The sequence below is a fragment of the Castellaniella sp. genome (assembly GCF_047971665.1).
Classification (GTDB): domain Bacteria; phylum Pseudomonadota; class Gammaproteobacteria; order Burkholderiales; family Burkholderiaceae_B; genus Castellaniella.
Genome location: NZ_JBKEAA010000002.1, coordinates 1 through 23,562 on the forward strand (window position 1 = coordinate 1; position 23,562 = coordinate 23,562).

The 23,562-nt window shown below is 66.3% G+C and carries 23 protein-coding genes; 10 read left to right on the forward strand and 13 right to left on the reverse strand.

Annotated features, from left to right (window positions below; genetic code table 11):
• The 3 genes from ACK5JE_RS00150 to ACK5JE_RS00160 form a co-directional block, all read right to left on the reverse strand.
• Positions 1 to 522 (reverse strand): CoA transferase subunit A (locus ACK5JE_RS00150; protein WP_416799694.1); only part of this gene is annotated, 522 nt, incomplete at its 3' end.
• 164 nt (positions 523 to 686) lie between these two features.
• On the reverse strand, positions 687 to 1,838 hold the full coding sequence (locus ACK5JE_RS00155) for an ABC transporter substrate-binding protein (RefSeq protein WP_416799695.1): 1,152 nt from the start codon (positions 1,836 to 1,838) through the stop codon (positions 687 to 689).
• A gap of 97 nt (positions 1,839 to 1,935) precedes the next feature.
• On the reverse strand, positions 1,936 to 2,592 hold the full coding sequence (locus tag ACK5JE_RS00160; protein WP_416799696.1) for a thiopurine S-methyltransferase: 657 nt from the start codon (positions 2,590 to 2,592) through the stop codon (positions 1,936 to 1,938).
• A 177-nt stretch (positions 2,593 to 2,769) separates the two neighbouring features.
• Between ACK5JE_RS00160 and ACK5JE_RS00165 the strand changes: the two genes are divergently transcribed.
• Positions 2,770 to 3,213, forward strand: a complete 444-nt coding sequence (locus tag ACK5JE_RS00165; RefSeq protein ID WP_416799697.1) for a DUF4168 domain-containing protein — start codon at positions 2,770 to 2,772, stop codon at positions 3,211 to 3,213.
• 76 nt (positions 3,214 to 3,289) lie between these two features.
• Here the strand turns inward: ACK5JE_RS00165 and ACK5JE_RS00170 are convergent, their stop codons facing one another.
• Complete coding sequence (locus tag ACK5JE_RS00170; protein ID WP_416799740.1) at positions 3,290 to 3,496, reverse strand: 4-oxalocrotonate tautomerase; 207 nt, start codon at positions 3,494 to 3,496, stop codon at positions 3,290 to 3,292.
• A 187-nt stretch (positions 3,497 to 3,683) separates the two neighbouring features.
• On the opposite strand from ACK5JE_RS00170, the gene dctP reads away from it, so the two are divergent.
• The 5 genes from dctP (at position 3,684) to ACK5JE_RS00195 (ending at position 9,041) form a co-directional block, all read left to right on the forward strand.
• Complete coding sequence (gene dctP, locus ACK5JE_RS00175) at positions 3,684 to 4,739, forward strand: TRAP transporter substrate-binding protein DctP (protein ID WP_416799698.1); 1,056 nt, start codon at positions 3,684 to 3,686, stop codon at positions 4,737 to 4,739.
• Positions 4,740 to 4,765: 26 nt separating this feature from the next.
• On the forward strand, positions 4,766 to 5,281 hold the full coding sequence (locus tag ACK5JE_RS00180) for a TRAP transporter small permease subunit (protein ID WP_416799699.1): 516 nt from the start codon (positions 4,766 to 4,768) through the stop codon (positions 5,279 to 5,281).
• Positions 5,281 to 6,600, forward strand: coding sequence for a TRAP transporter large permease (locus ACK5JE_RS00185; RefSeq protein WP_416799700.1), 1,320 nt, complete (start codon positions 5,281 to 5,283; stop codon positions 6,598 to 6,600). Before ACK5JE_RS00180 ends, ACK5JE_RS00185 begins: the two co-directional genes overlap by 1 nt.
• Before the next feature lie 73 nt (positions 6,601 to 6,673).
• Complete coding sequence (dapA, locus tag ACK5JE_RS00190) at positions 6,674 to 7,549, forward strand: 4-hydroxy-tetrahydrodipicolinate synthase (RefSeq protein WP_416799701.1); 876 nt, start codon at positions 6,674 to 6,676, stop codon at positions 7,547 to 7,549.
• Positions 7,550 to 7,559: 10 nt separating this feature from the next.
• Complete coding sequence (locus ACK5JE_RS00195) at positions 7,560 to 9,041, forward strand: aldehyde dehydrogenase (RefSeq protein ID WP_416799702.1); 1,482 nt, start codon at positions 7,560 to 7,562, stop codon at positions 9,039 to 9,041.
• Between the two features lie 43 nt (positions 9,042 to 9,084).
• On the opposite strand, the gene ACK5JE_RS00200 is transcribed toward ACK5JE_RS00195, so the two are convergent.
• From ACK5JE_RS00200 to ACK5JE_RS00230, 7 genes are all read right to left on the reverse strand, one after another.
• Complete coding sequence (locus tag ACK5JE_RS00200; protein WP_416799703.1) at positions 9,085 to 9,741, reverse strand: GntR family transcriptional regulator; 657 nt, start codon at positions 9,739 to 9,741, stop codon at positions 9,085 to 9,087.
• Positions 9,742 to 9,766: 25 nt separating this feature from the next.
• Positions 9,767 to 10,702 (reverse strand): 4-hydroxyproline epimerase, encoded by a 936-nt coding sequence (locus ACK5JE_RS00205; RefSeq protein WP_416799704.1) that lies wholly within the window; start codon positions 10,700 to 10,702, stop codon positions 9,767 to 9,769.
• 9 nt (positions 10,703 to 10,711) lie between these two features.
• Entirely contained in the window at positions 10,712 to 11,962 is a 1,251-nt protein-coding gene (locus ACK5JE_RS00210; RefSeq protein ID WP_416799705.1) for an NAD(P)/FAD-dependent oxidoreductase, read from the reverse strand.
• 207 nt (positions 11,963 to 12,169) lie between these two features.
• Positions 12,170 to 13,606 (reverse strand): NAD(P)(+) transhydrogenase (Re/Si-specific) subunit beta, encoded by a 1,437-nt coding sequence (locus tag ACK5JE_RS00215; protein WP_416799706.1) that lies wholly within the window; start codon positions 13,604 to 13,606, stop codon positions 12,170 to 12,172.
• Complete coding sequence (locus ACK5JE_RS00220; protein ID WP_416799707.1) at positions 13,603 to 13,911, reverse strand: NAD(P) transhydrogenase subunit alpha; 309 nt, start codon at positions 13,909 to 13,911, stop codon at positions 13,603 to 13,605. The genes ACK5JE_RS00215 and ACK5JE_RS00220 overlap by 4 nt, the downstream gene beginning before the upstream one ends.
• Positions 13,911 to 15,029 carry a Re/Si-specific NAD(P)(+) transhydrogenase subunit alpha gene (locus ACK5JE_RS00225; protein WP_416799708.1) on the reverse strand — a complete coding sequence of 373 codons (1,119 nt, stop codon included), beginning with the start codon at positions 15,027 to 15,029 and terminating at the stop codon, positions 13,911 to 13,913. The genes ACK5JE_RS00220 and ACK5JE_RS00225 overlap by 1 nt, the downstream gene beginning before the upstream one ends.
• Positions 15,030 to 15,113: 84 nt before the next feature.
• Entirely contained in the window at positions 15,114 to 16,394 is a 1,281-nt protein-coding gene (locus ACK5JE_RS00230; RefSeq protein ID WP_416799709.1) for a bifunctional O-acetylhomoserine aminocarboxypropyltransferase/cysteine synthase, read from the reverse strand.
• Positions 16,395 to 16,654: 260 nt separating this feature from the next.
• On the opposite strand from ACK5JE_RS00230, the gene ACK5JE_RS00235 reads away from it, so the two are divergent.
• Positions 16,655 to 19,255, forward strand: coding sequence for an AsmA family protein (locus ACK5JE_RS00235; RefSeq protein ID WP_416799710.1), 2,601 nt, complete (start codon positions 16,655 to 16,657; stop codon positions 19,253 to 19,255).
• Between the two features lie 23 nt (positions 19,256 to 19,278).
• Entirely contained in the window at positions 19,279 to 19,668 is a 390-nt protein-coding gene (locus ACK5JE_RS00240; protein WP_416799711.1) for an MOSC N-terminal beta barrel domain-containing protein, read from the forward strand.
• Positions 19,669 to 19,713: 45 nt separating this feature from the next.
• Here ACK5JE_RS00240 and coaD read toward each other — a convergent pair whose 3' ends face one another.
• Complete coding sequence (gene coaD / locus ACK5JE_RS00245) at positions 19,714 to 20,226, reverse strand: pantetheine-phosphate adenylyltransferase (protein ID WP_416799712.1); 513 nt, start codon at positions 20,224 to 20,226, stop codon at positions 19,714 to 19,716.
• A 173-nt stretch (positions 20,227 to 20,399) separates the two neighbouring features.
• Positions 20,400 to 20,957: an RsmD family RNA methyltransferase gene (locus ACK5JE_RS00250; protein WP_416799713.1), complete on the reverse strand. Its 558-nt coding sequence runs from the start codon at positions 20,955 to 20,957 to the stop codon at positions 20,400 to 20,402.
• 56 nt (positions 20,958 to 21,013) lie between these two features.
• Here ACK5JE_RS00250 and ftsY point away from each other — a divergent pair, with 56 nt between their 5' ends.
• Together ftsY and ribBA are read left to right on the forward strand one after the other, a co-directional pair.
• Positions 21,014 to 22,339, forward strand: a complete 1,326-nt coding sequence (gene ftsY, locus ACK5JE_RS00255; protein WP_416799714.1) for a signal recognition particle-docking protein FtsY — start codon at positions 21,014 to 21,016, stop codon at positions 22,337 to 22,339.
• Positions 22,340 to 22,382: 43 nt separating this feature from the next.
• Positions 22,383 to 23,558: a bifunctional 3,4-dihydroxy-2-butanone-4-phosphate synthase/GTP cyclohydrolase II gene (gene ribBA / locus ACK5JE_RS00260; protein ID WP_416799741.1), complete on the forward strand. Its 1,176-nt coding sequence runs from the start codon at positions 22,383 to 22,385 to the stop codon at positions 23,556 to 23,558.
• Positions 23,559 to 23,562: the final 4 nt, after the last annotated feature.

Below are 23,562 nucleotides of genomic sequence, written 5' to 3' on the forward strand. Positions count from 1 at the left end.
ATTGCGCGCCGTGCGGCGAAATTGCAGATTGCCGCTGCGGTCGGCCTTCCAGGCCTTGACCAGCGACACGTCCGGCACCAGGGCGCGTTCCATGATGTAGGTGCGGCCATCGATCTCGCGGGTTTCCTTGCCCTCGGCCACCACCGTGCCCACCCCCGTCGCGGTGAAGAACGCCGGAATGCCGGCGCCGCCGGCCCGCAGCTTTTCGGCCAGCGTGCCTTGCGGGGTGAATTCCAGCTCCAGCTCGCCCGTCAGGTACTGGCGTTCGAATTCCTTGTTCTCGCCCACATAGGAGGCGATCATCTTGCTGATCTGGCGGGTGGACAGCAGCTGGCCCAGGCCAAAGCCGTCGACCCCGGCGTTGTTGCTGATGCAGGTCAGGTTGCGTACCCCCGAGTCCCGCAGCGCGGCAATCAGGGCCTCGGGAATGCCGCACAGCCCGAAACCGCCCACGGCGATCATCTGGCCGTCCCTGACCAGGCCCGCCAGCGCCGCGTCGGCACTTGCATAGACTTTGTCCATCCTCTCCTGCTCCTTTCGTGTGGGTACTGCTGGAAGTTCTCAGGCTTCTAGTGTGTACGCGTGCATGCGCAGGACACAAGTGGCTGGCAGGATTTGCAAAAATTCTGGCACGACCCTGACCAGGAGGAGTCTGGGCCGCGCGAGGCAGGCGGGGCCGGGTCTGCTCAGCGCAGCAACGTCCAGGCGCCGTCCTTGACGGTGATGAGTTCGCGTCCGCGCCGGTCGAAACCGCTGTGGTCCTCCGGGGTCATCGTGTAGACCCCCTGGGTCGCCACCAGTTCGTGCGTCTGTTCCAGGGCATCGCGCAGGGCGCGCCGGAATTCCGGCGTGCCCGGCTTGGCGGATTTCAAGGCGATGGGGATGGCGTGTTGCAGCAGCAGGCCGGCGTCATAGACGTTGGCGCCGAAGGTGGCCGGCTTTTCGCCGTACATCGCCTGATAGCGCTTGATGTAGTCCTCGACGATGGGTTTGGACGGGTTGCTGTCGGAGATCTCGGGCAGCACGAGCATCAGGCTGGCCGCCAGGATGGTGCCTTCGGCCGATTTGCCCGCGAATTTGAGGAACGCGGGCAGCGCGGCGCCATGGGTCTGGTAGAAGCGGCCCTTGTAGCCCTGTTGCGCCAGTGTGGTCTGGGGCAGGGCGGCGGCACCGCCTGTGCCGGCGATCAGGATGGCATCGGGATTGGCCGTCAGCAGCTTCAGGGACTGGCCGGTGACGGAACTGTCGGTACGCTGATAGCGTTCGGTCACGGTCAGTTTCAGGCCATTGTCTGCGGCCATGCGGCTGAACACCTTGTACCAGTCGTCGCCGTAGGCGTCCGCGAAGCCGATGAACCCGACGGTCTTGATCCCGCGCTTGACCATATCCTGGACCAGGGCCTGGGCGATGATGCCGGTGTTCTGGGTGGTCTTGAAGGCCCACTTTTTCTGTTCGGTCATGGGCAGCACCACGGCGGCCGCGCCCACGGGCGCCAGCATCGGCGTGCCCGATTCCGCCGCGAACTGCAGCACGCTCATGGAGTTGGGTGATCCGGTGGGGCCGATCAGGGCATCGACGTGTTCCTCGGTGATCAGTTTCTTGAAGGCCGTGACGGTCTGCGTCGGATCGCTGGCATCGTCCAGCGTGATGTATTCGATGTCCTGCCCGCCCGCCTGGGTCGGCAACAGCGGGACGGTGTTTTTCTGCGGAATGCCGACCAGGGCGGTCGGCCCGGTGGCGGACACCACGACGCCGATTTTGATCTGCGCTTGCGCGTGGAACGGGATGGCCAGGGCCAGGGCGGCCGCAAGGGCGGCGGCATGAATGCGGATCTTCACGTCAGGTGTCTCCTTTATGTGGCGCGCGGCCCGTATGTACGGACCCCGCTTGAATTTCACCTGATTGTAATGAAAAGGACGGAAAGATCGACCGGATTCAGGTGGCCGTCAGCCTGAAGACGTTGGTGTCCATCCGCGATATGCCGCGTTCGGCGAATTTGGGTTCCTGTGCCAGGACATCGCGGGTTTCGAGCCGCTCCATGCGCCAGCGGTCACCGTAAAGGGTTTTGATTTCGGCTTCGGGCACAGAAAACGGCGGCCCGTCCATTTCCGCTTGCGGGTAATCCAGCGTCAGCAGCAACGTGCGACAGCCGACAGGGAGCTGGCCGTAGACGTGGCGCACGTAGCGTGCGCGCAGCTCAGGCGTCAGGGCGATCAGCGCCGCGCGGTCGTAGCAGGCGGTGCAGCGGGTCAGGACTGCGGCGTCCAGATCGAAAATATCGCCGCACAGGAACTCGATCCGGCCGGCGCGATACAGCGTGCCATGGGGCGTGGCCTGGACGTCGGGCCGCAGCTTGTGTTCCTCGAAGAACTGCTCGACGGCAATCGGCGAAAGCTCCACCGCCAGCACGGGATGGCCCTGTTCCGCCAGCCAGGCGATGTCCAGGGTTTTGCCGGCCAGCGGCACCAACACCCGGGCGTCTGCCGGCAGGTCGAGCCCGGGCCAGTGTTTTTGCAGCAAGGGCATGACGCGGGATTGATGAAAGCCGGTTTGTCCCTGCTCCCAGCGTTGCAACCAGAAATCCGTATCCATGTGTGTCTCTTCGTAGGGATGGGCGCCTGCCCGCCGGGTCGGAAAACGCCCGGTGTCGGTGGCGGCTGGTGGCATGATGACACAGGACCGTACATCGGGAAACTTGAAACGTTCCTCCTCCGCCGCGATCATGAAACGGTCGATCACGCATCGCAGGGGTACAGGATGAATCAGCCGATGAAGGCATTTTTGCCGCCGGACCGTCCCAAGGCAAAAAACGCCCCCCCTGGGGGGGCAGCAAGCGGCCATGGGCTGCGCAGCGTGGGGGGCTTTTTGGCGGCTTCCGTCGTCGCGTTGGGCCTGGCGGGGCCCCTGACGGTGTCCCGGCCGGCGGGAGCCCAGACGGTATACGAGGCCGTGGACCGGCCGACCGATGAACAGCTGCAGCGCTACGCGGCCGCCGTGCGCAAGGTCAGCGCCGTGGCGGCGGAATACCAGCCCAGGCTGGAGGCCGCTCGGGACGGGCCGGCCAAGCAGGCGGTGCGCGTCGAGGCCGACCAGAAGATGGTGGATCAGGTCGAGGCGGGTGGCATGAGCGTCGCCGAATACAACGGCATCAGCCGCGCCGTGCGCGAGAATCCCGAACTGCGCCAGAAGGTCGAACGCTTGGTCGGCCAGTAGCGGCGACCGCGGCGGCGGCCGTCAAGGGCCGCCCTTGCCTGACTCGCGTGCTGCGCGGGTGTTTCCGCGAAAAGGGTCAGTTCTTTTCAGACCAGAACACGCCGCCCGTGGCCCAGCGGTCCTTGCTGACCTCCGTCAGGATGATGTCCACCGAGTCCGGCTGACAGCCCAGGACTTCGCAGGTGCGTTCGCTCAGGGCGCGGACGAGTTCGCGCTTCTTTTCGGGGGGGCGGCCCTCGAGCAATTCAATGTGCATGGTCGGCATGGCGCGGCTCCTGTGAATGGAAGGGAGCCTAGCATATCCCGCGCGCTTTCTGTGTCCGTCTTTCCCGATGTTCCGGCGAGGCAAGCCCCTGCCGGCGGCATCAGTGTTTACCCTCAATATGTTGTAAATATATTTATTGGATATTAGACTGGCGGCAGCGCGGTTCCGGTCCGGTCATCGCGTATTCCAATTCAAGGGGGAGACCATGAAGAAGATTTTCCGTACCTTGGCCGTGGCGGCCTTCACGATGTGCACGGTGGGCGCCGCGACCGCGGCCGACGTGACCTGGCGCGTGCCGACCTCGGTGCCCGAAGGCTCGCCCTTCTACCAGAACTTCCTGGAGCGCTTCGCCTCCAACGTCAAGATCATCACGTCCGGCCGGGTCGAGATCCAGCCCTTCGGCGCCGGGGTGATCGTGCCGGCCCTGAAAGTGTTCGACGCGGTGCGCGACGGCGTGGTCGAGGCTGGCCACTCCACGCCCAGCTACCTGGTCAACCAGGATCCGGAAAACGCCATTTTCTCGGGCTTTCCGGGTGGCATGGGGCCGGACGCCTACAAAGCCTGGCTGTACCAGGGCGGCGGCAAGGAAAAGCTGGAGAAACTGCGCGCCGGCCAGGGGCTGAAGACCATGATCGTCGGCATCGGGTCTTCCGAAATCATGGCCCACGCCAACAAGCCCATCCGCGGCGCGGAAGACCTGAAGGGCCTGAAGTACCGCACGTCCGGCCCCTGGGCCGAGGTGATGCGCGACTATTTCGGCGCCGTTCCGACCGTGGTGCCGCCGGGCGAGATCTATACGCTGCTGCAGCGCAAGGGCGTGGACGCGGTGGAATGGGCGCCGCCCTCGGCGAACATGCCCGAAGGTTTCCATCAGGCGGCCAGGTACATCGTCGTGCCGGGCGTGCATCAACCGACCTTCATGTGGGAAGTGGTCGTCAAGCAGGAAACCTGGGACAAGGTGCCCACGGACCTGAAACCGCTGATCGAAGCGGCCGCCCATCTGACCACGGAGCAAAGCCTGGACTATTTCTATGACGCCGACATGAAGGCGATGGAGAAGTATCGTTCCGGCCGCAACGAGGTCATCACGCTCAGTCCCGAGTTCGTGAAACAGTTGTCCGACGCGGGCTACGACTGGATGCGCAAGACGGCCGAAGCGCAGAAGGCCGCCGGCAAGCCGGAGATGGCTGAGGTGCTGGCCGACTACGAGGCTTACCACGAGCGCTGGAGGGCCGAAAGCAACTACCTGATGCGCGACTGATCCGCGACGCGCACAGCGAGGCCGAGATGCTCAATGCCCTGACCCGATTCGCGAACGGCGTGTCCTGGTGCGCCTCCCAGCTGGCCAGCGTGGCGGCGGCCGTCCTGACCGTGGCCATGATCTACGAGGTCTTCGCCCGCTACGTGTTCGACGCGCCCACAGTCTGGGCCTTCGATGTGGCCTACATGGCCAACGGCGCCGTCTTCCTGCTGGGCGTGGCCTACGTCCTGAGGGAAGACGCGCACATCCGCATCGACGTGCTGCGCAGCCGCCTGCCCGCCCGCTTCAACCGCGGCGTCCAGGGCGTCGCCTACCTGCTGGTCCTGGCACCGTTCTTCGGCATGCTGTCCTGGATCGCCGTGTCGCACACCTGGCGGGCCTGGGTGCGGCACGAGGTCGAGACGGTCAGCCCCTGGGCGCCACTGATGTGGCCGTTCTACCTGTGCTTCGCGATCGGGCTGACCGCCTTGACCCTGCAATTGGCGGTGGAGGGCCTGCGGGCCTTCTGCGGCCTGGATTCCGACGTCAAGAAGGAACACTGATGAATCCGACCGTCGCCGCCCTGATGTTCCCGGGGATGTTCCTGCTGATCTTCCTGGGCATCCCCGTTTCCCTGTCCCTCATCATTCCCGCCCTGGTCGCGGGCTGGTTCGCCTTCGGCGACCAGGTGTTCAACCAGCTCTACGGCGGCTTGTATTCGGCGGCCACCAACTACATCCTGTCGGCCATTCCCATGTTCGTGCTGATGGGCGCGATCCTGGAACGTTCCGGCATCGCCGCGCGCCTGTTCCGCACCATGCAGCTGTGGCTGGGGCGGCTGCCCGGCGGCCTGGCCGTGGCGACCATCGCCATGGGGGCCACGTTCGCGGCCGCCGCCGGCGTAGTGGGTGCGGTCGAGGTCATGGTGGGCCTGATGGCCATCCCCGCGATGCAGCGCTTCCGCTATGACAATTCGCTGATCGCCGGCACCATTTGCGCGGGCGGTTCGCTGGGCACCATGATCCCGCCCTCGGTGGTGGCCGTGGTGTACGCCTCGCTGGCACAGATCTCGGTGGGCGAGCTGTTCGCCGCCCTGCTGTTCCCCGGCATGCTGATGGTGGGGCTGTTCGTCCTGTACATCGTCGCCGTCTGCATTCTGGATCCGCGGAAAGGCCCCCGGGCCGACGATCCGGACATGCGCCTGCCTGTGATGGAAAAGCTGAAGATCACGCTCAGTGGCCTGCTGCCGACCATGCTGTTGATCGTGGCCGTGCTGGGATCGCTGATGGCCGGCATCGCCTCGCCCACCGAGGCCGCGGCCGTCGGCGCGATCGGCTCGCTGATCCTGTGCATCTGCTACGGCAGGTTCAGCCCGGCCGTGATGCGGGAATCACTGGCGATCACGGTGAGGATCTCCGCCATGATCCTGCTGATCGTGGCCGGCGGTATCATGTTCACGGGGATCTTTGCCGCCAACGGAGGCTCGCGCCTGATCCAGGGGCTGATCTCCGACATGGGCCTCGGGGTGCCGGGCACACTGGCGCTGTTCCTGTTCATCGTGTTCCTGCTGGGCTTCGTGCTGGACTGGACCGCCAACGTGCTGATCTGCGTGCCACTGTTCCTGCCCGTCCTGACGGCGGCGGGCGTGGACCCGGTCTGGTTCGGCGCACTGGTGATCATCGTCATCCAGACCAGCTACCTGACCCCGCCCATGGCGTCCTCGATCTTCTACCTGCTGTCGATCGCGCCGCCGGACATGAAATACGGCCAGGTCTGCAAGGGCGTGGTGCCCTTCATCCTGGTCCAGTTCGCGACCCTGGCGCTGGTGGCGCTGTTCCCGGCCCTGGCCACCTGGCTGCCCCAGCGCGTCGTGGGATTCTGATTTCGATTCCGGGGCTCTGCGCCCCGTCCCTGCCCGGATGTCCGGGCCGTCTTTCTCGCTTTTAGGAATGTATATGAAAACCGAAGGAGTCCTGGTTCCCATCGTCACCCCGTTCGCGGCGGACGGCAGCGTCAATGTGGACGCGTTGCGCACGCTGGTGGACCGGTTCATCGAGGCCGATGTCGCGGGTATCGTGGCCTGCGGCACCACGGGCGAATACTATGCGCTGGAAGACGACGAGCGCGAACTGGTGTTGCGCACGGTGGCCGAGGCCACCCGGGGCCGCGTGACGGCGATCGCAGGTATCAACGCCCTGTCCACCACCCAGGCCATCCGCAACGCTCAGCAGGCCGAGGCGCTGGGCTACGATGGCCTGATGCTGTCCACGCCGCCCTACAGCCTGCCGGAGCAGGCGGGGATCGCACAGCATTTCCAGACAGTGGCGCAGGCGACCAGGCTGCCCATCATCATGTACGACTTCCCGGCGCGGGTGGGCGTGCAGATCGCCGTGGACACGGTGATCGAACTGGCGCGCATCCCCAACATCGTCGGCATCAAGGAAAGCAGCGGCAGCTTCAACCGTGCCCTGGCCCTGATCCAGGCCGGCATCCCTGACTTCCAGATCATCAGCGGTTCGGACGACATGGCCGCCGACTTCCTGTTCTGGGGCGTGCGCAGCTGGATCAGCGGCGGCGCCAACGTCTTCCCGGGCGAGCAGGCCGCCATGGTCAAGGCCGCCGGCGAAGGCCGATGGGACGAGGTCCGCGACCTGATGAGCGGCATGTACCCGGTGATCCTGGCGATGGAGTCCGGCGACTACAACCAGAAGGCCAAGCTGGGCTGCCGCCGCCACGGCGTCGAGGCCGGTCCGGTGCGCCTGCCCCTGGCCCCGCTGACGGAACAGAACGAACGCGCCTTCCTGGCGCTGCTGGACGCCTACCAGGGCTGAGGAGACCACCATGCTGCAGACCAAGGAACAGATTTTCGCCCAGGCCCGCGCGGGCAGTCTGTGGGCCGGCCACCTGATTCCCGGCCATGACGCGCCGGGCGCCCGGATGGACAACACCACGCCGATCGACAACAGCGTGATCGGCGCCATCGAGTCGGGCACCGCCGCCGACATCGATCTGGCGGTGCGCTCGGCGCGCGCCAGCTTCAAGTCCGGCGAATGGTCGCAGCTCGCCCCCGCCGAGCGCAAGCGCATCCTGCTGGGATGGGCCGACCTGATGACGGCCCATGCCGAGGAGCTGGCGGCGCTGGATTGCATCGATGCCGGCAAGCCGATCACCGAATGCCTGAACACGGACCTGCCGGCCACGCTGGACACGTTCCGCTGGTACGCCGAGGCCATCGACAAGTGCTTTGGCCGGATCGCTCCGACGGGGCCGGCCGCCACCGGCCTGATCGTCAAGGAGCCCATCGGCGTGGTGGGGGCGGTGCTGCCCTGGAACTTTCCGGCCCAGATGTATGCCTGGAAGGTCGCGCCCGCGCTGGCCGCGGGCAATTCGGTCATCGTCAAGCCAGCCGAGCTCACCTCCCTGAGTGCCTATCGCATGACGCAGCTGGCCCACGAGGCCGGGGTCCCGGCCTCGGCGCTGCAACTGGTGACCGGCCTGGGCGAAACCGTCGGTGAGGCGCTTGGCCGCCATATGGACGTGGATGTGGTGTCCTTCACCGGGTCCACCGAGGTCGGCCGTTATTTCCTTAAGTATTCCGCCGAGAGCAATCTGAAGGAAGTCGTCCTGGAATGCGGCGGCAAGAGCCCCCAGGTGATTTTCGACGATGCGGACCTGGACGGCCTGGTGGATCATGTGCTGGCCGCGGCCTTCTGGAACATGGGTGAGAACTGCAGCTGCGGTTCGCGGCTGATCGTCCAGGCAAGCGTCAAGGACGCGGTGGTGGACCGCTTGCGTGCCCGCCTGTCGACCTGGAAGGTCGGTTTTCCCACGGACGAGTCCGTGCAGATCGGTCCCATGGTCGAGCGGGCGCATTTCGACAAGGTGCGCGGCTTTCTGGAGGGCGCGCAGGCCGACGGCGCACGGCTGGCGCATGGCGGCCGCATCCATGCGGAACTGGGCAGCGGCTGGTATGTCGAGCCGACCATCTTCGAGGGCGTCACGCGTGAGTCGCGGCTGTTCCGCGAAGAGGTCTTTGGCCCGATCCTGGCGGTGTCCACCTTCGAGACCGAGGCCGAGGCCATCGAGCTGGCCAATGACAGCCACTATGGGCTGGCGGCGTCCCTGTACACCCGCGATGTGAGGCGGGCGCAGCGTGTGGCGCGCGCCATCCAGGCCGGGACGGTGTCGGTCAATGGCTTCTCGGAAGGCGACATCACCACGCCCTTCGGCGGTTACAAGCAATCCGGCTTTGGCGGTCGCGACAATGGCCTGGAGGCCCTGGACCAGTATCAGCAGGTCAAGACGATCTGGTATGTGAATTAGCACTGCGCCTCGCGGGCTGCCTGCCGCTCGGATCCGTCCGGCCTCAGCCTTCGATCACGGTGTGGGTGAATTCCATGAGGTAGTCCATCAGCGCATCGGCGCCGGCGATGGCGCGTTCCGGGTCATTGGCGTGGATGCCTTCGGCCAGCATCAGATGGCAGCGGGCGCCGCGTTCCAGGTCGCCCTCGTGCTGGTAGGCATACCAGAAGCGCCGGCACTGGATGATCATCGGAATGATGGCGTTGACCGCATACGGGTTGCGGCTGGCCTCGTGCGTGACACGATCCAGCGCCTGGTCGGCCTGCATGTAGCCGGTCAGATCGCCCTGGCGCGCCGCCTCGGTCATGTCGTGCGCGCATTGCAGCAGCGCGGTGCGCTGTCCCGCCGTGGCGCGGCGGGCCGCCGACCCGGCGATCAGCCGCTCCAGCACCCGCCGGGTTTCGATCAGGATCAGGTGTTCGGCGATCCGGATTTCGCTGACGCGCAGTCCGCGGCGGGGCTGCTGCTCGATCAGGCCGCTGGCCACCAGCCGCATCAGGGCTTCGCGGATGGGCGTGCGGCCCAGGCCGGTCATCTGGATCAGGTCGCTTTCCACGATCGGCTGGTTGGGTTCCAGTTGCAGCGTGGCGATCATCTGCTCGATGCGGTCGTAGGCCGTTTCGGTGGCGCGGATCTTGATGGTGGGGGAGGAGGAAGTCATGGCGTGTGAACAGTCCCGGTCCGGGTCAGGATGCGATGCCCCACCGGAAGGGGTCGTCGTCTTGCAGGATGAGCGTGGTCTCGCCGCTGATGTGGGCGTGACCACGCAAGGTCGGGATGATCTCGCCGTGTTCGCCCGGTTCGTAGCTGGCCAGGAATTGACTGCCAATGATACTGGACTGGCGCCAGACCTGTCCCGCGGCGAGCTTGCCGTCGGCGGCCAGACAGGCCAGTTTGGCGCTGGTGCCGGTCCCGCAGGGTGAGCGGTCATAGGCCTTGCCGGGGCAGAGCACGAAATTGCGGCTGTCGGCATCCTCGTCGGCGCCGAACAACTCGATATGGTCGATGCGGGCGTCGTTGCGTCCCCGGATGCCCTGGCTGTCCAGCGCCTGGCAGATGGCCCAGGCATATTCCGTCAGCGCGGCGCGGTCGGCATCGGGACTGACCCGCTCGGGGGCGTTTACCAGGAAGAACCAGTTGCCGCCCCAGGCGACGTCGCCGCGCACGATGCCGTGGCCCGGTACCTCGACGGCGGCCTCTTTGCGGTAGCGATAGGCGGGGACGTTGCGGACGCTGACTGAGCCATCGGTGTGCAGGGTGGCGGTCACAGTCCCCACGGGGGTCTCGATGCGGTGTTCGCCCGGCTCGATGCGGCCCAGCCAGGCCAGCGATGCCAGCAGGCCGATGGTGCCGTGACCGCACATGCCCAGATAGCCGGTGTTGTTGAAGAAAATGACGCCGGCCGTGGCCGCTGGATCGACAGGTGCGCACAACAGCGCGCCGACCAGCACGTCATTGCCGCGCGGCTCCAGGATGACGGTCTTGCGCCAGTCGTCGTGCCGTTCGGCCAGCTTTCGGCGGCGTTCGGCCATGGAGCCCGCGCCCAGGTCGGGAAATCCGTCCAGCACCAGCCGGGTCGGCTCTCCGCCGGTGTGGGAATCCAGGATGGCGATGCGATGCATATCGAGTCCTCAAAAAAAGCGTGCCGGTCGGTAGGGCGTCAGGTCGATGGCGGGGGGCTTGTCGTCGATCAGGTCCCGGATCAGGCGGGCGGTGGCCGCGGATTGCGTCAGCCCCAGATGACCGTGGCCGAAAGCGTAGAACATGTCCGGATGGCGGCGGGCGCGACCGATCACCGGCAGCGAGTCGGGCAGACTGGGCCGAAAGCCCATCCACTGCTCGCCGCCTTCGATGCGCAAGGCGGGCAGGAAGGCCTTGGCCTTGTCCAGCATGGCCTGGGCGCGACGGTAGTCGGGAGGACGCTTCAGACCGGCCAGTTCGACGGCGCCGCCGACCCGGATGCCGCAGCTCAGCGGCGAGACCACGAAACCATGGTCGGAGAACGTGATCTGGCGGCGCAGGTCCAGCGCGCCCGGCGGCAAGGTCGTGTTGTAGCCGCGTTCGGTTTCCAGCGGGATCGGATCGCCCAGCAGGCGGCTCAGCTGGTGCGACCAGGCGCCGGCGGCGATGACGATCCGGCGCGCGGCCAGCGTGGTTCCGTCATCCAGCGCCAGCTCGCCGCCGTGGGCGGCGGGCTCGATGGCGCGGACTTTGCGGCGCAGCAGCCGGGCGCCCAGCGCCTGGGCCTGCCGGCCGATATCCACTGCCAGCGTCTGCGGGTCATCGACATTGCGCCAGCGGGGGATCAGCATGCCGTGCGTGAAGCGGGGGGCCAGGCCGGGCTGCAGTTCGGCCAGTTCGGCGCCCTGGACTGGCCGGCTTTCGATGCCGTGGGCGAGTCGCTCGCGGGCGGTTTCCCGGGCGGCGTCGAAGCGGGTGGCCCCTTCGTAGACTTCCAGCACGCCTTCGGTGCGCAGGTGGCCGTCCAGCCGGGCGCGGGCCAGCATGGACAGCATTTCCGTCTCGGCCAGACCGATCAGGGCGGCCTGCGCCTGGATGTTGGCGCGGTAGTGTGAGGGCCAGCTGGCCCGCCACAGGCGCAGCAGCCAGGGCGCGATGCGCGGCAGGTAGGCCGGAGGCAGGCTGAGCGGCCCCAGTGGGTCGAACAGCCAGCGGACGGCCTTGCGGAGGATGCGTGGAGAGGCCAGGGGCAGGATTTCAGCGAAGGCCAGGGCGCCCGCGTTGCCCCGACTGGCGCCGCTGGCGGGATCGTTGGGCTCGACCACGACGACGTCGTGTCCCGCCTCGCGCAGGTACAGGGCGCAACTCAGGCCGATGATGCCGCCGCCCACGATGGCGACGTCACAGGAAGAAGCGTTCATGATGTGTTCTGGTCGGGGTCCGGGGTGGACCCGATAGCCAGAATGATTTCACATGCGCTATAAATATTCAACCAATATATTTATAGCGTATGCCTTGGACGTCTGACCTGCTGGATGACCTTCGACGGGTGCCGCCGTGGCGGCACCCGGTCCGGCTCGCCCTTTCCGGCCCCGGGAAAGCCCTCAGGCCTTCCCGGGCGGTCGGGCCTATTCCAGCGCCTTGACCATGTCCTCCAGGACGTTCTTGGCGTCGCCGAACACCATCTTGGTCTTGTCCATGTAGAACAGCTCGTTGTCCAGACCGGCATACCCGGCCGCCATCGAGCGTTTGTTGACGATCACGGTGCGGGCCTTGTAGGCCTCCAGGATCGGCATTCCGGCGATGGGCGAATTGGGATCGTTCTTGGCCGCCGGGTTGACCACGTCGTTGGCGCCCAGCACCAGCACCACGTCGGTCTGGCCGAATTCGCCGTTGATGTCCTCCATCTCGAACACGTGGTCGTAGGGGACTTCGGCCTCGGCCAGCAGCACGTTCATATGCCCGGGCATGCGGCCGGCCACCGGATGGATCGCGTATTTCACCGTCACGCCCTGGGAGGACAGCTTTTCGGCCAGTTCTTTCAGTGCGTGCTGGGCGCGCGCCACGGCCAGGCCGTAGCCCGGGACGATGGTGACGGTCTCGGCGTTGCTCATGAGGAAGGCGGCGTCGTCGGGGCTGCCCGATTTGACGCTGCGCTGGGCATCGGACGCGGCGCCCCCGTCCGATGCCTCGGCCCCGACGCCGCCCAGGATCACGTTGAAGAACGACCGGTTCATAGCCTTGCACATGATGTAGGACAGGATCGCGCCGGACGAGCCCACCAGCGAACCGGCAATGATCAGCATCGGGTTGTTCAGCGAGAAGCCGATCCCCGCCGCTGCCCAGCCCGAGTAGCTGTTCAGCATGGAAATCACCACCGGCATGTCGGCGCCGCCGATCGGAATGATGATCAGCACGCCCAGCAGGAAGGCGATGAGGGTCATCAGGATGAAGGGCAGCCAGGATTGCGTGGCCATGAACCAGAAGCCGCAGGCCAGCATCAGGATCGCCAGCAGCAGGTTCAGCATGTGCTGGCTGGGGAAGACCACCGGCGCCCCCTGAAACAGGCGGAACCTGTACTTGCCCGAGAGCTTGCCGAAGGCGATCACGGAACCGGAGAACGTGATAGCGCCCACGAAAGTGCCGATGAACAATTCCAGCCGGTTGCCTGTGGGGATGGGCGCCCCGTTGGCCGCGATGCCGAAAGCATGCGGCTCGGCGACGACCGCGGTGGCGATGGCGACGGCCGCCAGACCGATCATGCTGTGCATGAAGGCGATCAGTTCGGGCATTTTGGTCATCTGGACCTTGCGCGCCAGCACGGTGCCGATGGCGCCGCCGATCAGCAGGCCGAGAATGACGCGCCCCAGGCCGCCGGCCGTGGCGCCGTCACGGGCCAGTCCGATGATGAGCGCCGCCGTGGTCAGGATGGCAATCGCCATGCCGACCATGCCAAAAGTATTGCCCCGGCGGGAGGTGGTCGGGTGCGACAGGCCCTTGAGCGCCTGGATGAAACAGACCGAGGCGACCAGATAGAGCAGGGTGACGAGATTGGCCGAGATCATGCCTGGTCTCCCTTGCGTTCTTTTTTCTTGAACATCTCCAGCATGCGTTGGGTGACCAGAAAGCCGCCAAAGACGTTCACCGCGGCCAGGGCCACGGCGAAAACGCCCATGGATTGCGCCAGACCGCCGTCGGTCAGCCCCGTCGCCAGCATGGCGCCGACGATGACGATGGCCGAGATGGCGTTGGTGACGGCCATCAGCGGTGTGTGCAGCGCGGGAGTCACGTTCCAGACCACGTGGAAGCCGACATAGACGGCAAGCACGAAGATGATGATGTTGATCAGGGTGGGATTGACGGCTTCCATCAGGCGCTCCTTAGAACCTGGCCATCCTTGCAGACCAGGCAGGCGTTGACGATGTCGTCGTCTGCCGGCAGGGCGAAACGGCCCTCGGCGTCGATGACGAGTTTCAGGAAATCGAGCAGGTTGCGCGCATACAGAGCGGAAGCGTCGGTCGCCAGCAGCGCGGGCAGGTTGGACAGCCCGACCAGGGTGACGCCGTCGTGTTCGACGACCTCGCCCGGAACCGACAGCGGGCAGTTGCCGCCGCGCTCCACGGCCAGATCGACGATGACCGAGCCGGGTTTCATGGCGGCGACCGTATCCGGCTGGATCAGGGTCGGCGCGGGCCGTCCGGGGATCAGGGCGGTGGTGATGACGATGTCGGCCTGTTTGCAGCGCTCGGCCACCAGGGCGGCCTGCCGTGCCATCCATGCGGCTGGCATGGGCCGGGCATAGCCGCCGACGCCTTGCGCGATTTCGCGTTCCTCGTCGGTTTCGTAGGGCACGTCGATGAATTTGCCGCCCAGCGACTCGACCTGTTCGCGCGCGGCGGGGCGGACGTCGGACGCCTCGACCACGCTCCCCAGGCGCCGCGCGGTGGCGATGGCCTGCAGGCCGGCCACGCCCGCGCCCAGGACGACCACGCGGGCCGCCTTCAGGGTGCCGGCGGCGGTCATCATCATGGGGAAGATGCGGCCATAGTATTGTGTGGCCAGCAGCACGGCCTTGTAGCCGGCCAGGTTGGCCTGGGACGACAGCACGTCCAGACTCTGTGCGCGGGTGGTGCGCGGCGCGGCCTCCAGGGCGAAGGCCGTCAGGCCGGCACCCGCCAGGGCCTGAAGGCCCTCGGCGTCAAAAGGATCCAGCATGCCGAGCAGTACGGTGCCCGATTTCATGCGGCCCAGTTCGGCCGCCTGGGGACGGCGGACCTTCAGGACCAGTTCGCTGCCCAGGGCGGCCTCGTTGTCCGCCAGTTCGGCACCCGCCTTTTCGTAGTCCGCATCGGGATGACGGGCGGCCTTTCCGGCGCCGCGTTCGATCAGTATCCGATGGCCCGCCTGGGCCAGTTTCTTGACGGTTTCGGGTGTGGCGGCGACCCGGGTTTCACCCAGAAGGGTCTCGCGGGGGATACCTATCTGCATGGCGACCTCCCGGCAGGGGTGTGACGGTATTGCGACATGGGGCTTCCTTGGGTTTTATCGGGTTGGAAGGGGGCGAAACCGGATTCAGCGGCTGGTGTCCAGCGCCTGGCGCAGGTCATCGAGGATATCGTCGATGTGTTCGATGCCGATGGACAGGCGGATCATGTCTTCACCGACCCCGGCGCGGGCGAGCTCTTCGGGACTGAGCTGGCGGTGCGTGGTCGAGGCCGGATGGCATGCCAGGGACTTGGCGTCGCCGATGTTCACCAGCCGGACGATCAGTTGCAGGGCGTCGATGAATCGCGCGCCCGCCGCCAGCCCGCCCTTGATGCCGAAGGACAGGATGCTGGCAGGCAGCCCGCCCATGTATTTCTGCGCCAGGGCGTGCTCGGGATGGTCCGGCAGGCCGGCATAGTTCACCCAGGCCACTTGCGGGTGATCCTTGAGGAAGCGGGCCACGGCCAGGGCATTGGCGCAGTGGCGTTCCATGCGCAGCGCCAGGGTCTCGATGCCTTGCAGCACCAGGAAGGCATTGAAGGGAGAAATCGCGCCGCCGGTATTGCGCAGGGGTACGACGCGGCAGCGGCCGATGAAGGCGGCCGGACCGAAGGCCTCGGTGTAGACCACGCCGTGATAGGACGGATCCGGCTCGTTGAGCATGGGGAACCGGTCGCGGTGCTCGGCCCAGGGAAAGGTGCCGGCGTCCACGATGGCCCCGGCGATGCTGGTGCCGTGACCCCCCATGTATTTGGTCAGGGCGTGCACCACGATGTCGGCGCCCCACTCGATGGGCCGGCACAGGGCGGGCGAAGCGACCGTGTTGTCCACGATCAGCGGCACGCCGTGGCGATGGGCGGCCTCGGCCAGCGCCTGGATGTCGATGATGTTACCCGCCGGATTGCCGACGGATTCGCAGAACACCGCGCGGGTGCGCTCGTCGATCAGGGCCTCCAGCGCGGCCACATCGTCATGGGGGGCGAAGCGCACCTCCAGACCCTGGCGCGGAAAGGTATGCGCGAACAGGTTGTAGGTGCCGCCGTAGAGTTTGCTGGTGGAGACGATGTTGTCGCCCGCCTGCGCCAGCGTCTGGATGGCGTAGGTGATGGCCGTCATGCCCGAGGCGACAGCCAGCGCAGCCACGCCACCCTCCAGGGCCGCGACGCGCTCTTCGAGCACGCCGGTGGTGGGGTTCATGATGCGGGTATAGATGTTGCCCGCGACCTTCAGGTCGAACAGGTCAGCGCCATGCTGGGTGTCGTCGAACGCGTACGAGGTGGTCTGGTAGATCGGGACGGCGACCGATTTGGTCGTGGGGTCGGGCGAGTAGCCGGCATGGATGGCCAGAGTCTCGAAGCGGCGAGTCATGGATGCAGTCTCCTGTGCGGTGTTCTGGTGCAGTCAGCCATCGTACTGATGAATATATTCTCAATATAAGGCCTTCGACCGCATTTTTTTATAGCTTTGAATCATAATGACCATTGGCATTCTTCTACGAAATGCAATGTGGTGCAATAGAATGCGGCCATACGCTGTAAACGCCCGTGTCGGGCACGAGCATGGGTTAGCATTCCAGATGTTGTCCGGCTCGCGAGCGCGGACTGCTGATCGAGGATGCGGGTTCAAAAATGAATGTCTGGTTGAAGCGGGTGTTGTTCAGCCTGGTCGTGGCGCTGTTGCTGGCCGTGGTGGGGTTGGCGATTTTCTTGCTGACTTTCAATCCGAATGCCTACAAGGCCAGGCTGCAATCCCTGGTGTACGAGCGGACGGCGCGCACGCTGACCATCGGCGGCGATATCGGCTTGTCGCTGTTCCCCCGTATCGGCCTGTCCGTCAGCGATGTCGCCCTGTCCAACCGGGGAGCCAAGGACACGTTCGTCTCCATCGACAGCGCCCGCTTCGCGGTGGCGATCTGGCCCCTGTTGTCGAATCAGCTGGTGGTCGATCATGTGGCCGTCACCGGCCTGAAGGCCTATGTCGTGCGCGATGCCAAGGGGCGCTTCAATTTCAGTGATCTGCTGAGCGCGGATGCGGTGAGCGCTTCGGCCGCCTCGCCCATGGCGGTCGTCGCGGCGGCGCCCAGTGCCCGGTCGGATTTCACTATCGACATCGCCGGCCTGGAACTCAAGGGCGGGCGGGTGCAGTACATCGACCAGCGCGACGGCCTGACCACCACGTTCAACCAGATCGAGGCGAATACGGGGCGGGTGACCTACGATCAGCCGTTCGATGTCTCCCTGAAGGCCGTGATCGCCGGCAGCGATCCGGTGCAGAACGCCCAGTTCCAGGCCCAGGCGCTGTTGCGCCTGAATCCCGAGAAGCGGGGGTACGCGGCACAGAAAATCAATATGACGCTGGGCGGGCGGCTGGGCAACCTGGACGAGGCGCATGCCACGTTGCGGGGCAATCTGGCCTATGACGGCGAGGCCCGTCAGTTTGCCGCCGGTGATCTGGAACTGGCGCTGGACGGCAATATTGTCGGCCCACATCCCATCCAGGGGCTCAAGGTCAATCTGACGGCGGCGCAACTGCGGCTGGACCAGCGCAATGCCGCGCTCAAGATCGACAAACTGGTGCTGCGCGCTTTAGGCCAGGATCGCCAACGCAACCTCGATCTGGCTCTCGAGGCCCCCGCGCTCGCCATTTCGCCCGATTCCGCGCAGGCCGACCCGGTGACCGGAACCCTGAAATGGTCCGGCGGCGACACGCTGGCTGTCTCGCTCGGCCTGGAAGGCCTGTCGGGCAATGCCAGCCAGTGGCAGTTCCGCAAGGCCAGTCTGGATGGCGGGCTGACGCAGGGGGACCGTCTGCTGCGTCTGAAACTCACCTCGCCTTTGACCTGGGACACGGCGCTGCGCAAGGGCTCCCTGAGCGCCGTCAAGGGCGACATGGTCGTGCGCGACCAGCGGTTGCCCGGCGGCAGTTATGAGTTTCCCATGATCGGCCGCGTGCACCTGGACATGGTGCAGGACCAGTTGTTGGCGGATCTGAATGCCGTGATCGACGGCGGCCAGGCGGCTTTCAAGTCTCAGACCACGAGGCTGGGCACGCCTCAGCCCCAGACCCGGTTTTCGCTGAACACGGAAAAACTCGACCTGAACCGCTGGCTGCCGGTGCCGCAGGCCCCGGCCGCGGCCAGGCAATCCGTCGAAGCGGACAAGGATACCGGCAAGGACACCGATAAGGGCGTGGACAAGGACGCGAACAGGGACAAGGCCGTGGGCGCGGCCAAGGCACCGTCCGCCCCCATGGACATCGATCTGTCGTTCCTGCGGGGGCTGGATGTCGAAGGCACGGCAAGGATCGGCGATCTGCGGATGCGCGACATCCAGCTGACGGGCGTCGATGTTCAGGCGCGGATCCAGAAAGACGTCCTGACGGTGTCCAGCCTGTCGGCCGGTTTGTACGAGGGGACGCTGTCGGGGCAGTTCAGCGCGGCAGCCGACCAGACATTCGGTCTGAAGCTGAACCTGGACAAGATCGCCGTGGCGCCGCTGATTCAGGCCGCCGCCAAACAGAACCTGCTGTCGGGCCTGGGGGCAGCCCAGATCGACCTGCGCATGCAGGGAAAAACACTGGACGCGTTGGAGCGTTCTCTGACGGGGAGGGTGTCCGTGCAGTTGCGCGATGGCGCGGTGCAGGGCGTGGATGCCTCGCGCACGCTGACCGAGGTGGCCGCCGTCCTCGGCAATGTGCTCAAGGGACGCATGGACGCGCTGGCCTCACCGTTCGACGCCCGGCGCAGCACGGCGTTCAGCAGCCTGGATGCCCGCCTGGATCTCAAGGACGGCCAGGGGACGCTGTCGAAACTGACCGTGGCCTCCGATCTGGTGCGACTGTCCGAAGGCAAGCCGGCAAACGTCGATGTGCCGGGGCGCAGCCTGGACCTGGTCCTGCAGGCCCAGGTGGCGGCGCGGTTGCCCAAAGGGCTGGACATCGCGCTGACGCCGCTGCTGGGCGCGACCATCCCCATCCGCGTCACCGGCCCCTGGGCGCATCCTGAATATGATGTAAGCTGGGCGGATATTCGCAATCCTTCCGTCCAGCGCGTCCTCAAATCGGGACTGATGGAACTGCTCAAGGGGCAGGATCTGATCGATCGGGCCTTGTCGGCGCCTGACTCGGAGGCCCAGGGCACGGCGCCCAATCCCGCCCCGGCGCCCTCGGCGCCGGGCGCCGATCCGGTAGAACGCATCGGCAAGGCGCTCAAGGGCCTGCTGGGACAGTAATGACCAAGACAAAACCACACATCATGACGACCGATACCGCTTTCCAGCCGATTGCCGGGGCAGCCGCCCTGGCCGATGAGGCCGCTCAGCCCTACGACCGCCGTTGGCTGACCGTCGATGAACAGGACCGCTGGCTCGATGCCTCGAGGGCGCCGGGCCTGTCCGGTCTGGAGGTCAGCCTGCGTTTCGGCTATCTGGTGATCCGCGCCGACGGCATGCTGCGCCTGGATATCCCGCTGGATGTGATCGAAGACGACGACAGTGTCGAGCGTACCGCCCGGGTCGGCGGGCAGGCCGTGCGGGTCGTGGACGAGGGCGATCTCGCCTCGGCCTGGTTCTCGCAATGGCTCGGCCAGCCGTGCCGGCTGGTCAAGGTTCACCCCGACGCCGGCCCCGTCGACTGGGCCGCCTAGCCCGATCTCTGTCCGTCTCCCGGAGGATCGGACAGAGATCCGGGATCATTCCCCGCTCGCGGCCTCCTGGGCCTCGCGCAAGGTCTTGGCCTTGGCGTGCAGCCAGCGTTCCACGGACGGGAACACGAATTTGCTGACATCCCCTCCCAGCGTGGCAATCTCTCGCACGATGGTGCCGGAGATGAACTGGTACTGGTCCGACGGCGTCATGAACAGCGTCTCGACCTCGGGCAGCAGGTGACGGTTCATGCCGGCCATCTGGAATTCGTACTCGAAATCCGAGACGGCGCGCAGGCCTCGCACGATGACGCGGGCATCCTGCTCCCGCACGAAATCCTTGAGCAGGCCGCTGAAGCTGCGCACGCGGACGTTGGGGTAATGCCCCAGGACCTCCTCGGCGATCTCCAGGCGTTCATGAAGGGGAAAGAACGGCCGCTTGTTCTGACTGTGGGCCACGCCCACGACGACCTGGTCGAACAGGCTGGCCGCTCGTCGCACGAGATCCTCGTGCCCACGGGTGAGCGGGTCGAAAGTACCCGGGTAGACGGCGGTGATCATGAGGTCTCCGTATAGGTTGACGGAATTGTTGGTCGTTATCGAATCGGTTCTTTCCGCTTGTCATGGCGTCGGCGCCCGGATTCCCCAGGTGCCCGAACACGCAGTCGAGGGTCGGTTCAAGGGGGGCGCCAGACAGCCATTATTCATATTTTTTTGCATCGCAGCAAATCGGATCAACCCGTACGGATCAATCCATAGCGGACCTGACCCGCCCGCCCTTGCCGCAGCAGTTCCCAGCCGGAGGGCAGGGCGTCGAAAGAAGCCTCTGATTCCAGATAAAGCAGGCCGCCCGGCAGCACGGCGCGGTCCAGCAGGGGGTGCAGGCGTGGCAGCCAGCCTGCGCCGAAGGGCGGATCGAGCATCACCAGATCGTAGGCAGGCGCTTGCAGCGCGCGCAGGAACGCACAGGCCTCGCCCGCATGAATGCGGATGGCGGGCGCTTTCAGGCGGGCCTGGACGGCGCGCAAGCCGGCCAGCGCGGCCGGGGCCTGTTCGACCAGTTGGGCGGTTTCCACGCCCCGGGATGCGGCCTCGAAGCCCAGCGCCCCGGTGCCGGCGAACAGATCCAGCACATGGCGGCCGGTGAATGTGCCGTCCCAGAAATGCGCCAGCCAGTTGAACAGGGTCTCGCGCACCCGGTCGGGCGTCGGGCGCAGGTGCTCACCGTGCGGAACGGAAATGGGCGTGCGGCGGTAGGCACCGCCTACAATACGGATCTGGTGTTTTTTCATGCTCGGTACGCGGGGTCCGTGCCGGGTCCGGCAGGATCGTTTTCAGTGTAAAGCCTATGTTCAGTTTCTTTAAACGCAAGAAGTCGCCCGCCCAGCAGGCACCGGATCCCGCGCTGGAAGTCCAGGATGCGCCGGAGATTGCGCCTGTGGCGCCCACCGAGCTGCCCGCCGTCCCGCCTGATACGGCCGCTCCGCCCGATACAGCCTCCCCGGCTGACGCGGCCATCTCGCCTGATCCGGTTGATCCGGCCGATGCGGCGGACGTGCGCATTCCGGATGACATGCCGGCGGTCGCTGATTCCGCGCCGGCCTCTGTCGCCGAGGCCGCCTCCGCACTGGTCGAGGCGCCTGCGCAGCCCCCGGATGCCTGGTCAGACCGGCCCGATGAGACCGCCGATCCGCTGGTCCGGCTGGACAGCGTCCGCGCGCCGGACAAGGCGGGCGCCGAGGCCGCCGACTCCTGGTTGAGCCGCCTGCGGCGCGGCCTGTCGCGCACCGGGCAGAGCCTGGGCGGACTGTTCAGCGGGGTCAAGGTCGATGAGAACCTGTTCGAGGAGCTCGAAACCGCGCTCATCATGGCGGATGCCGGCGTCGAGGCCACGGAAAAACTGCTGAACGAACTGCGCACCCGCGTGCGGCGCCAGCGCATCGAGCAATCCGAAACCGTGCGGGCCGCCCTGCGCGACATCCTGACCGAACATCTGGCCGTGCTCGAAAAGCCCTTTGTTGTCGGCGAGGCCGCGCCCATGGTGATCATGATCGCCGGGGTCAACGGCGCGGGCAAGACTACCTCCATCGGCAAACTCGCCCATGCGCTGCGTGAGCGTCAGGCCTCGGTGCTGCTGGCTGCCGGCGATACCTTTCGCGCCGCGGCCCGCGAGCAACTGATCGCCTGGGGCGCGCGCAATGGTGTCACGGTCATCGCCCAGGAGGGCGGTGATCCGGCCGCTGTGGCGTTCGATGCCGTCAATGCCGGGCGGGCCCGATCGGCGGATGTGGTGCTGGTTGATACTGCGGGCCGGCTGCCGACCCAGCTGCACCTGATGGAAGAGCTGAAGAAGATCAAACGCGTCATCGGCAAGGCCGACGCGTCGGCGCCGCACGAGATCCTGCTGGTGGTGGACGGCAACACCGGCCAGAATGCGCTGGCGCAGATTCGCGCGTTCGATGCGGCATTGGGCCTGACCGGCCTGGTCGTGACCAAACTCGACGGCACGGCCAAGGGCGGGACGCTGGCGGCCGTCGCGGCCGGGAGCCAGGGGGTGCGGCCCGTGCCCGTGTACTGGATCGGCGTGGGCGAGGGCATGCAGGATCTGCAGCCCTTCCGGGCGGCGGAATTTGCCGACGCCCTGTTGGGCGGGCCGGAGTCCGTCAGGGGCTAAAATGTTCTTTTACCGTTTTTGATTCGGCAGGCATGGCATGAATATGGCATCCAGCGCGGCATCGATCGAGCCGCCTTTCGATATTTCCCCGGTCCAGGAGATCGTGAACGAGCTGCGCGCCGGGCACATGGTCATTCTCGTGGACGAGGAGGACCGTGAAAACGAGGGCGATCTGGTCCTGGCGGCCGATTTCGTCACGCCCGATGCGATCAATTTCATGGTGACCCATGCGCGCGGGCTGGTGTGCCTGACGCTCACGCAAGAGCGCTGCGAGCAGTTGCAACTGCCGCTCATGTCCAATCAGAACGGCACGCGCTACGGCACCAACTTCACGGTCTCCATCGAGGCGGCCGAAGGCGTGGGCACCGGCATTTCCGCCGCCGATCGCGCCCGCACCATCCAGGCCGCCGTGGCGCGCGACGCCCGGCCGGCCGATCTGGTGCAGCCGGGGCATATCTTCCCCGTGCGCGCCGTCCAGGGCGGCGTCCTGGTCCGCGCCGGCCACACCGAGGCGGGCTGCGACCTGACGGCGATGGCGGGCCTGAATCCCGCCGCCGTGATCTGCGAGATCCTCAAGCCCGACGGCTCCATGGCGCGTCTGCCGGACCTGATGGTCTTCGCCCGCGAGCATGGCCTGAAAATCGGCACCATCGCCGACCTGATCCAGTATCGCAGCGAACACGAATCCATGATCGAGCGCCTGGTCGAGCGCCCCGTGACGACGCCCTGGGGCACGTTCCGGGCGGTGGCCTATCGGGATCACGCCGCCAACGCGCCGCACCTGGCGCTGGTGCATGGCGACATCCATCCCGACCAGGAGGCGCTGGTGCGCGTGCACGAACCGGCCAGCATGCTGGATTTGCTGTGCGAAGACGCCACGCGCCACAGCTGGACCATTCCCCAGGCGCTGCAGGCCATTTCGCAGGCGCCCAGTGGGGTGCTGGTGATGTTGAACTGTCATGGCGGCGCCGACCTGCTGTTCGCCCAGTTCGACGCCTGGGCCCGCAGCGGTGATGATGCGCAGGCCGCGCAGCCGGCCATCGACGGCGAGCGCCACGGCCTGCGCACGTTCGGCATCGGTGCGCAGATCCTGCGCGATCTGGGCGTGGGCCAGGCGCGTCTGCTGGCGCGGCCGCGCAAAATGCCCAGCATGGCGGGGTTCTCCCTGACCATTACGGGTTACCATAACGAACCCGGCGTATCCGACGCCGTGGCCTGACCAA

Bases quoted from the DNA above. Each gene is read 5' to 3' on its own strand.
- ACK5JE_RS00160 (WP_416799696.1), bottom strand. From the start codon at position 2,592: ATGGATACGGATTTCTGGTTGCAACGCTGGGAGCAGGGACAAACCGGC.
- ACK5JE_RS00165 (WP_416799697.1), top strand. From the start codon at position 2,770: ATGAAGGCATTTTTGCCGCCGGACCGTCCCAAGGCAAAAAACGCCCCC.
- dctP (WP_416799698.1), top strand. From the start codon at position 3,684: ATGAAGAAGATTTTCCGTACCTTGGCCGTGGCGGCCTTCACGATGTGC.
- ACK5JE_RS00180 (WP_416799699.1), top strand. From the start codon at position 4,766: ATGCTCAATGCCCTGACCCGATTCGCGAACGGCGTGTCCTGGTGCGCC.
- ACK5JE_RS00185 (WP_416799700.1), top strand. From the start codon at position 5,281: ATGAATCCGACCGTCGCCGCCCTGATGTTCCCGGGGATGTTCCTGCTG.
- dapA (WP_416799701.1), top strand. From the start codon at position 6,674: ATGAAAACCGAAGGAGTCCTGGTTCCCATCGTCACCCCGTTCGCGGCG.
- ACK5JE_RS00195 (WP_416799702.1), top strand. From the start codon at position 7,560: ATGCTGCAGACCAAGGAACAGATTTTCGCCCAGGCCCGCGCGGGCAGT.
- ACK5JE_RS00200 (WP_416799703.1), bottom strand. From the start codon at position 9,741: ATGACTTCCTCCTCCCCCACCATCAAGATCCGCGCCACCGAAACGGCC.
- ACK5JE_RS00205 (WP_416799704.1), bottom strand. From the start codon at position 10,702: ATGCATCGCATCGCCATCCTGGATTCCCACACCGGCGGAGAGCCGACC.
- ACK5JE_RS00210 (WP_416799705.1), bottom strand. From the start codon at position 11,962: ATGAACGCTTCTTCCTGTGACGTCGCCATCGTGGGCGGCGGCATCATC.
- ACK5JE_RS00215 (WP_416799706.1), bottom strand. From the start codon at position 13,606: ATGATCTCGGCCAATCTCGTCACCCTGCTCTATCTGGTCGCCTCGGTC.
- ACK5JE_RS00220 (WP_416799707.1), bottom strand. From the start codon at position 13,911: ATGGAAGCCGTCAATCCCACCCTGATCAACATCATCATCTTCGTGCTT.
- ACK5JE_RS00225 (WP_416799708.1), bottom strand. From the start codon at position 15,029: ATGCAGATAGGTATCCCCCGCGAGACCCTTCTGGGTGAAACCCGGGTC.
- ACK5JE_RS00230 (WP_416799709.1), bottom strand. From the start codon at position 16,394: ATGACTCGCCGCTTCGAGACTCTGGCCATCCATGCCGGCTACTCGCCC.
- ACK5JE_RS00235 (WP_416799710.1), top strand. From the start codon at position 16,655: ATGAATGTCTGGTTGAAGCGGGTGTTGTTCAGCCTGGTCGTGGCGCTG.
- ACK5JE_RS00240 (WP_416799711.1), top strand. From the start codon at position 19,279: ATGACGACCGATACCGCTTTCCAGCCGATTGCCGGGGCAGCCGCCCTG.
- coaD (WP_416799712.1), bottom strand. From the start codon at position 20,226: ATGATCACCGCCGTCTACCCGGGTACTTTCGACCCGCTCACCCGTGGG.
- ACK5JE_RS00250 (WP_416799713.1), bottom strand. From the start codon at position 20,957: ATGAAAAAACACCAGATCCGTATTGTAGGCGGTGCCTACCGCCGCACG.
- ftsY (WP_416799714.1), top strand. From the start codon at position 21,014: ATGTTCAGTTTCTTTAAACGCAAGAAGTCGCCCGCCCAGCAGGCACCG.
- ribBA (WP_416799741.1), top strand. From the start codon at position 22,383: ATGGCATCCAGCGCGGCATCGATCGAGCCGCCTTTCGATATTTCCCCG.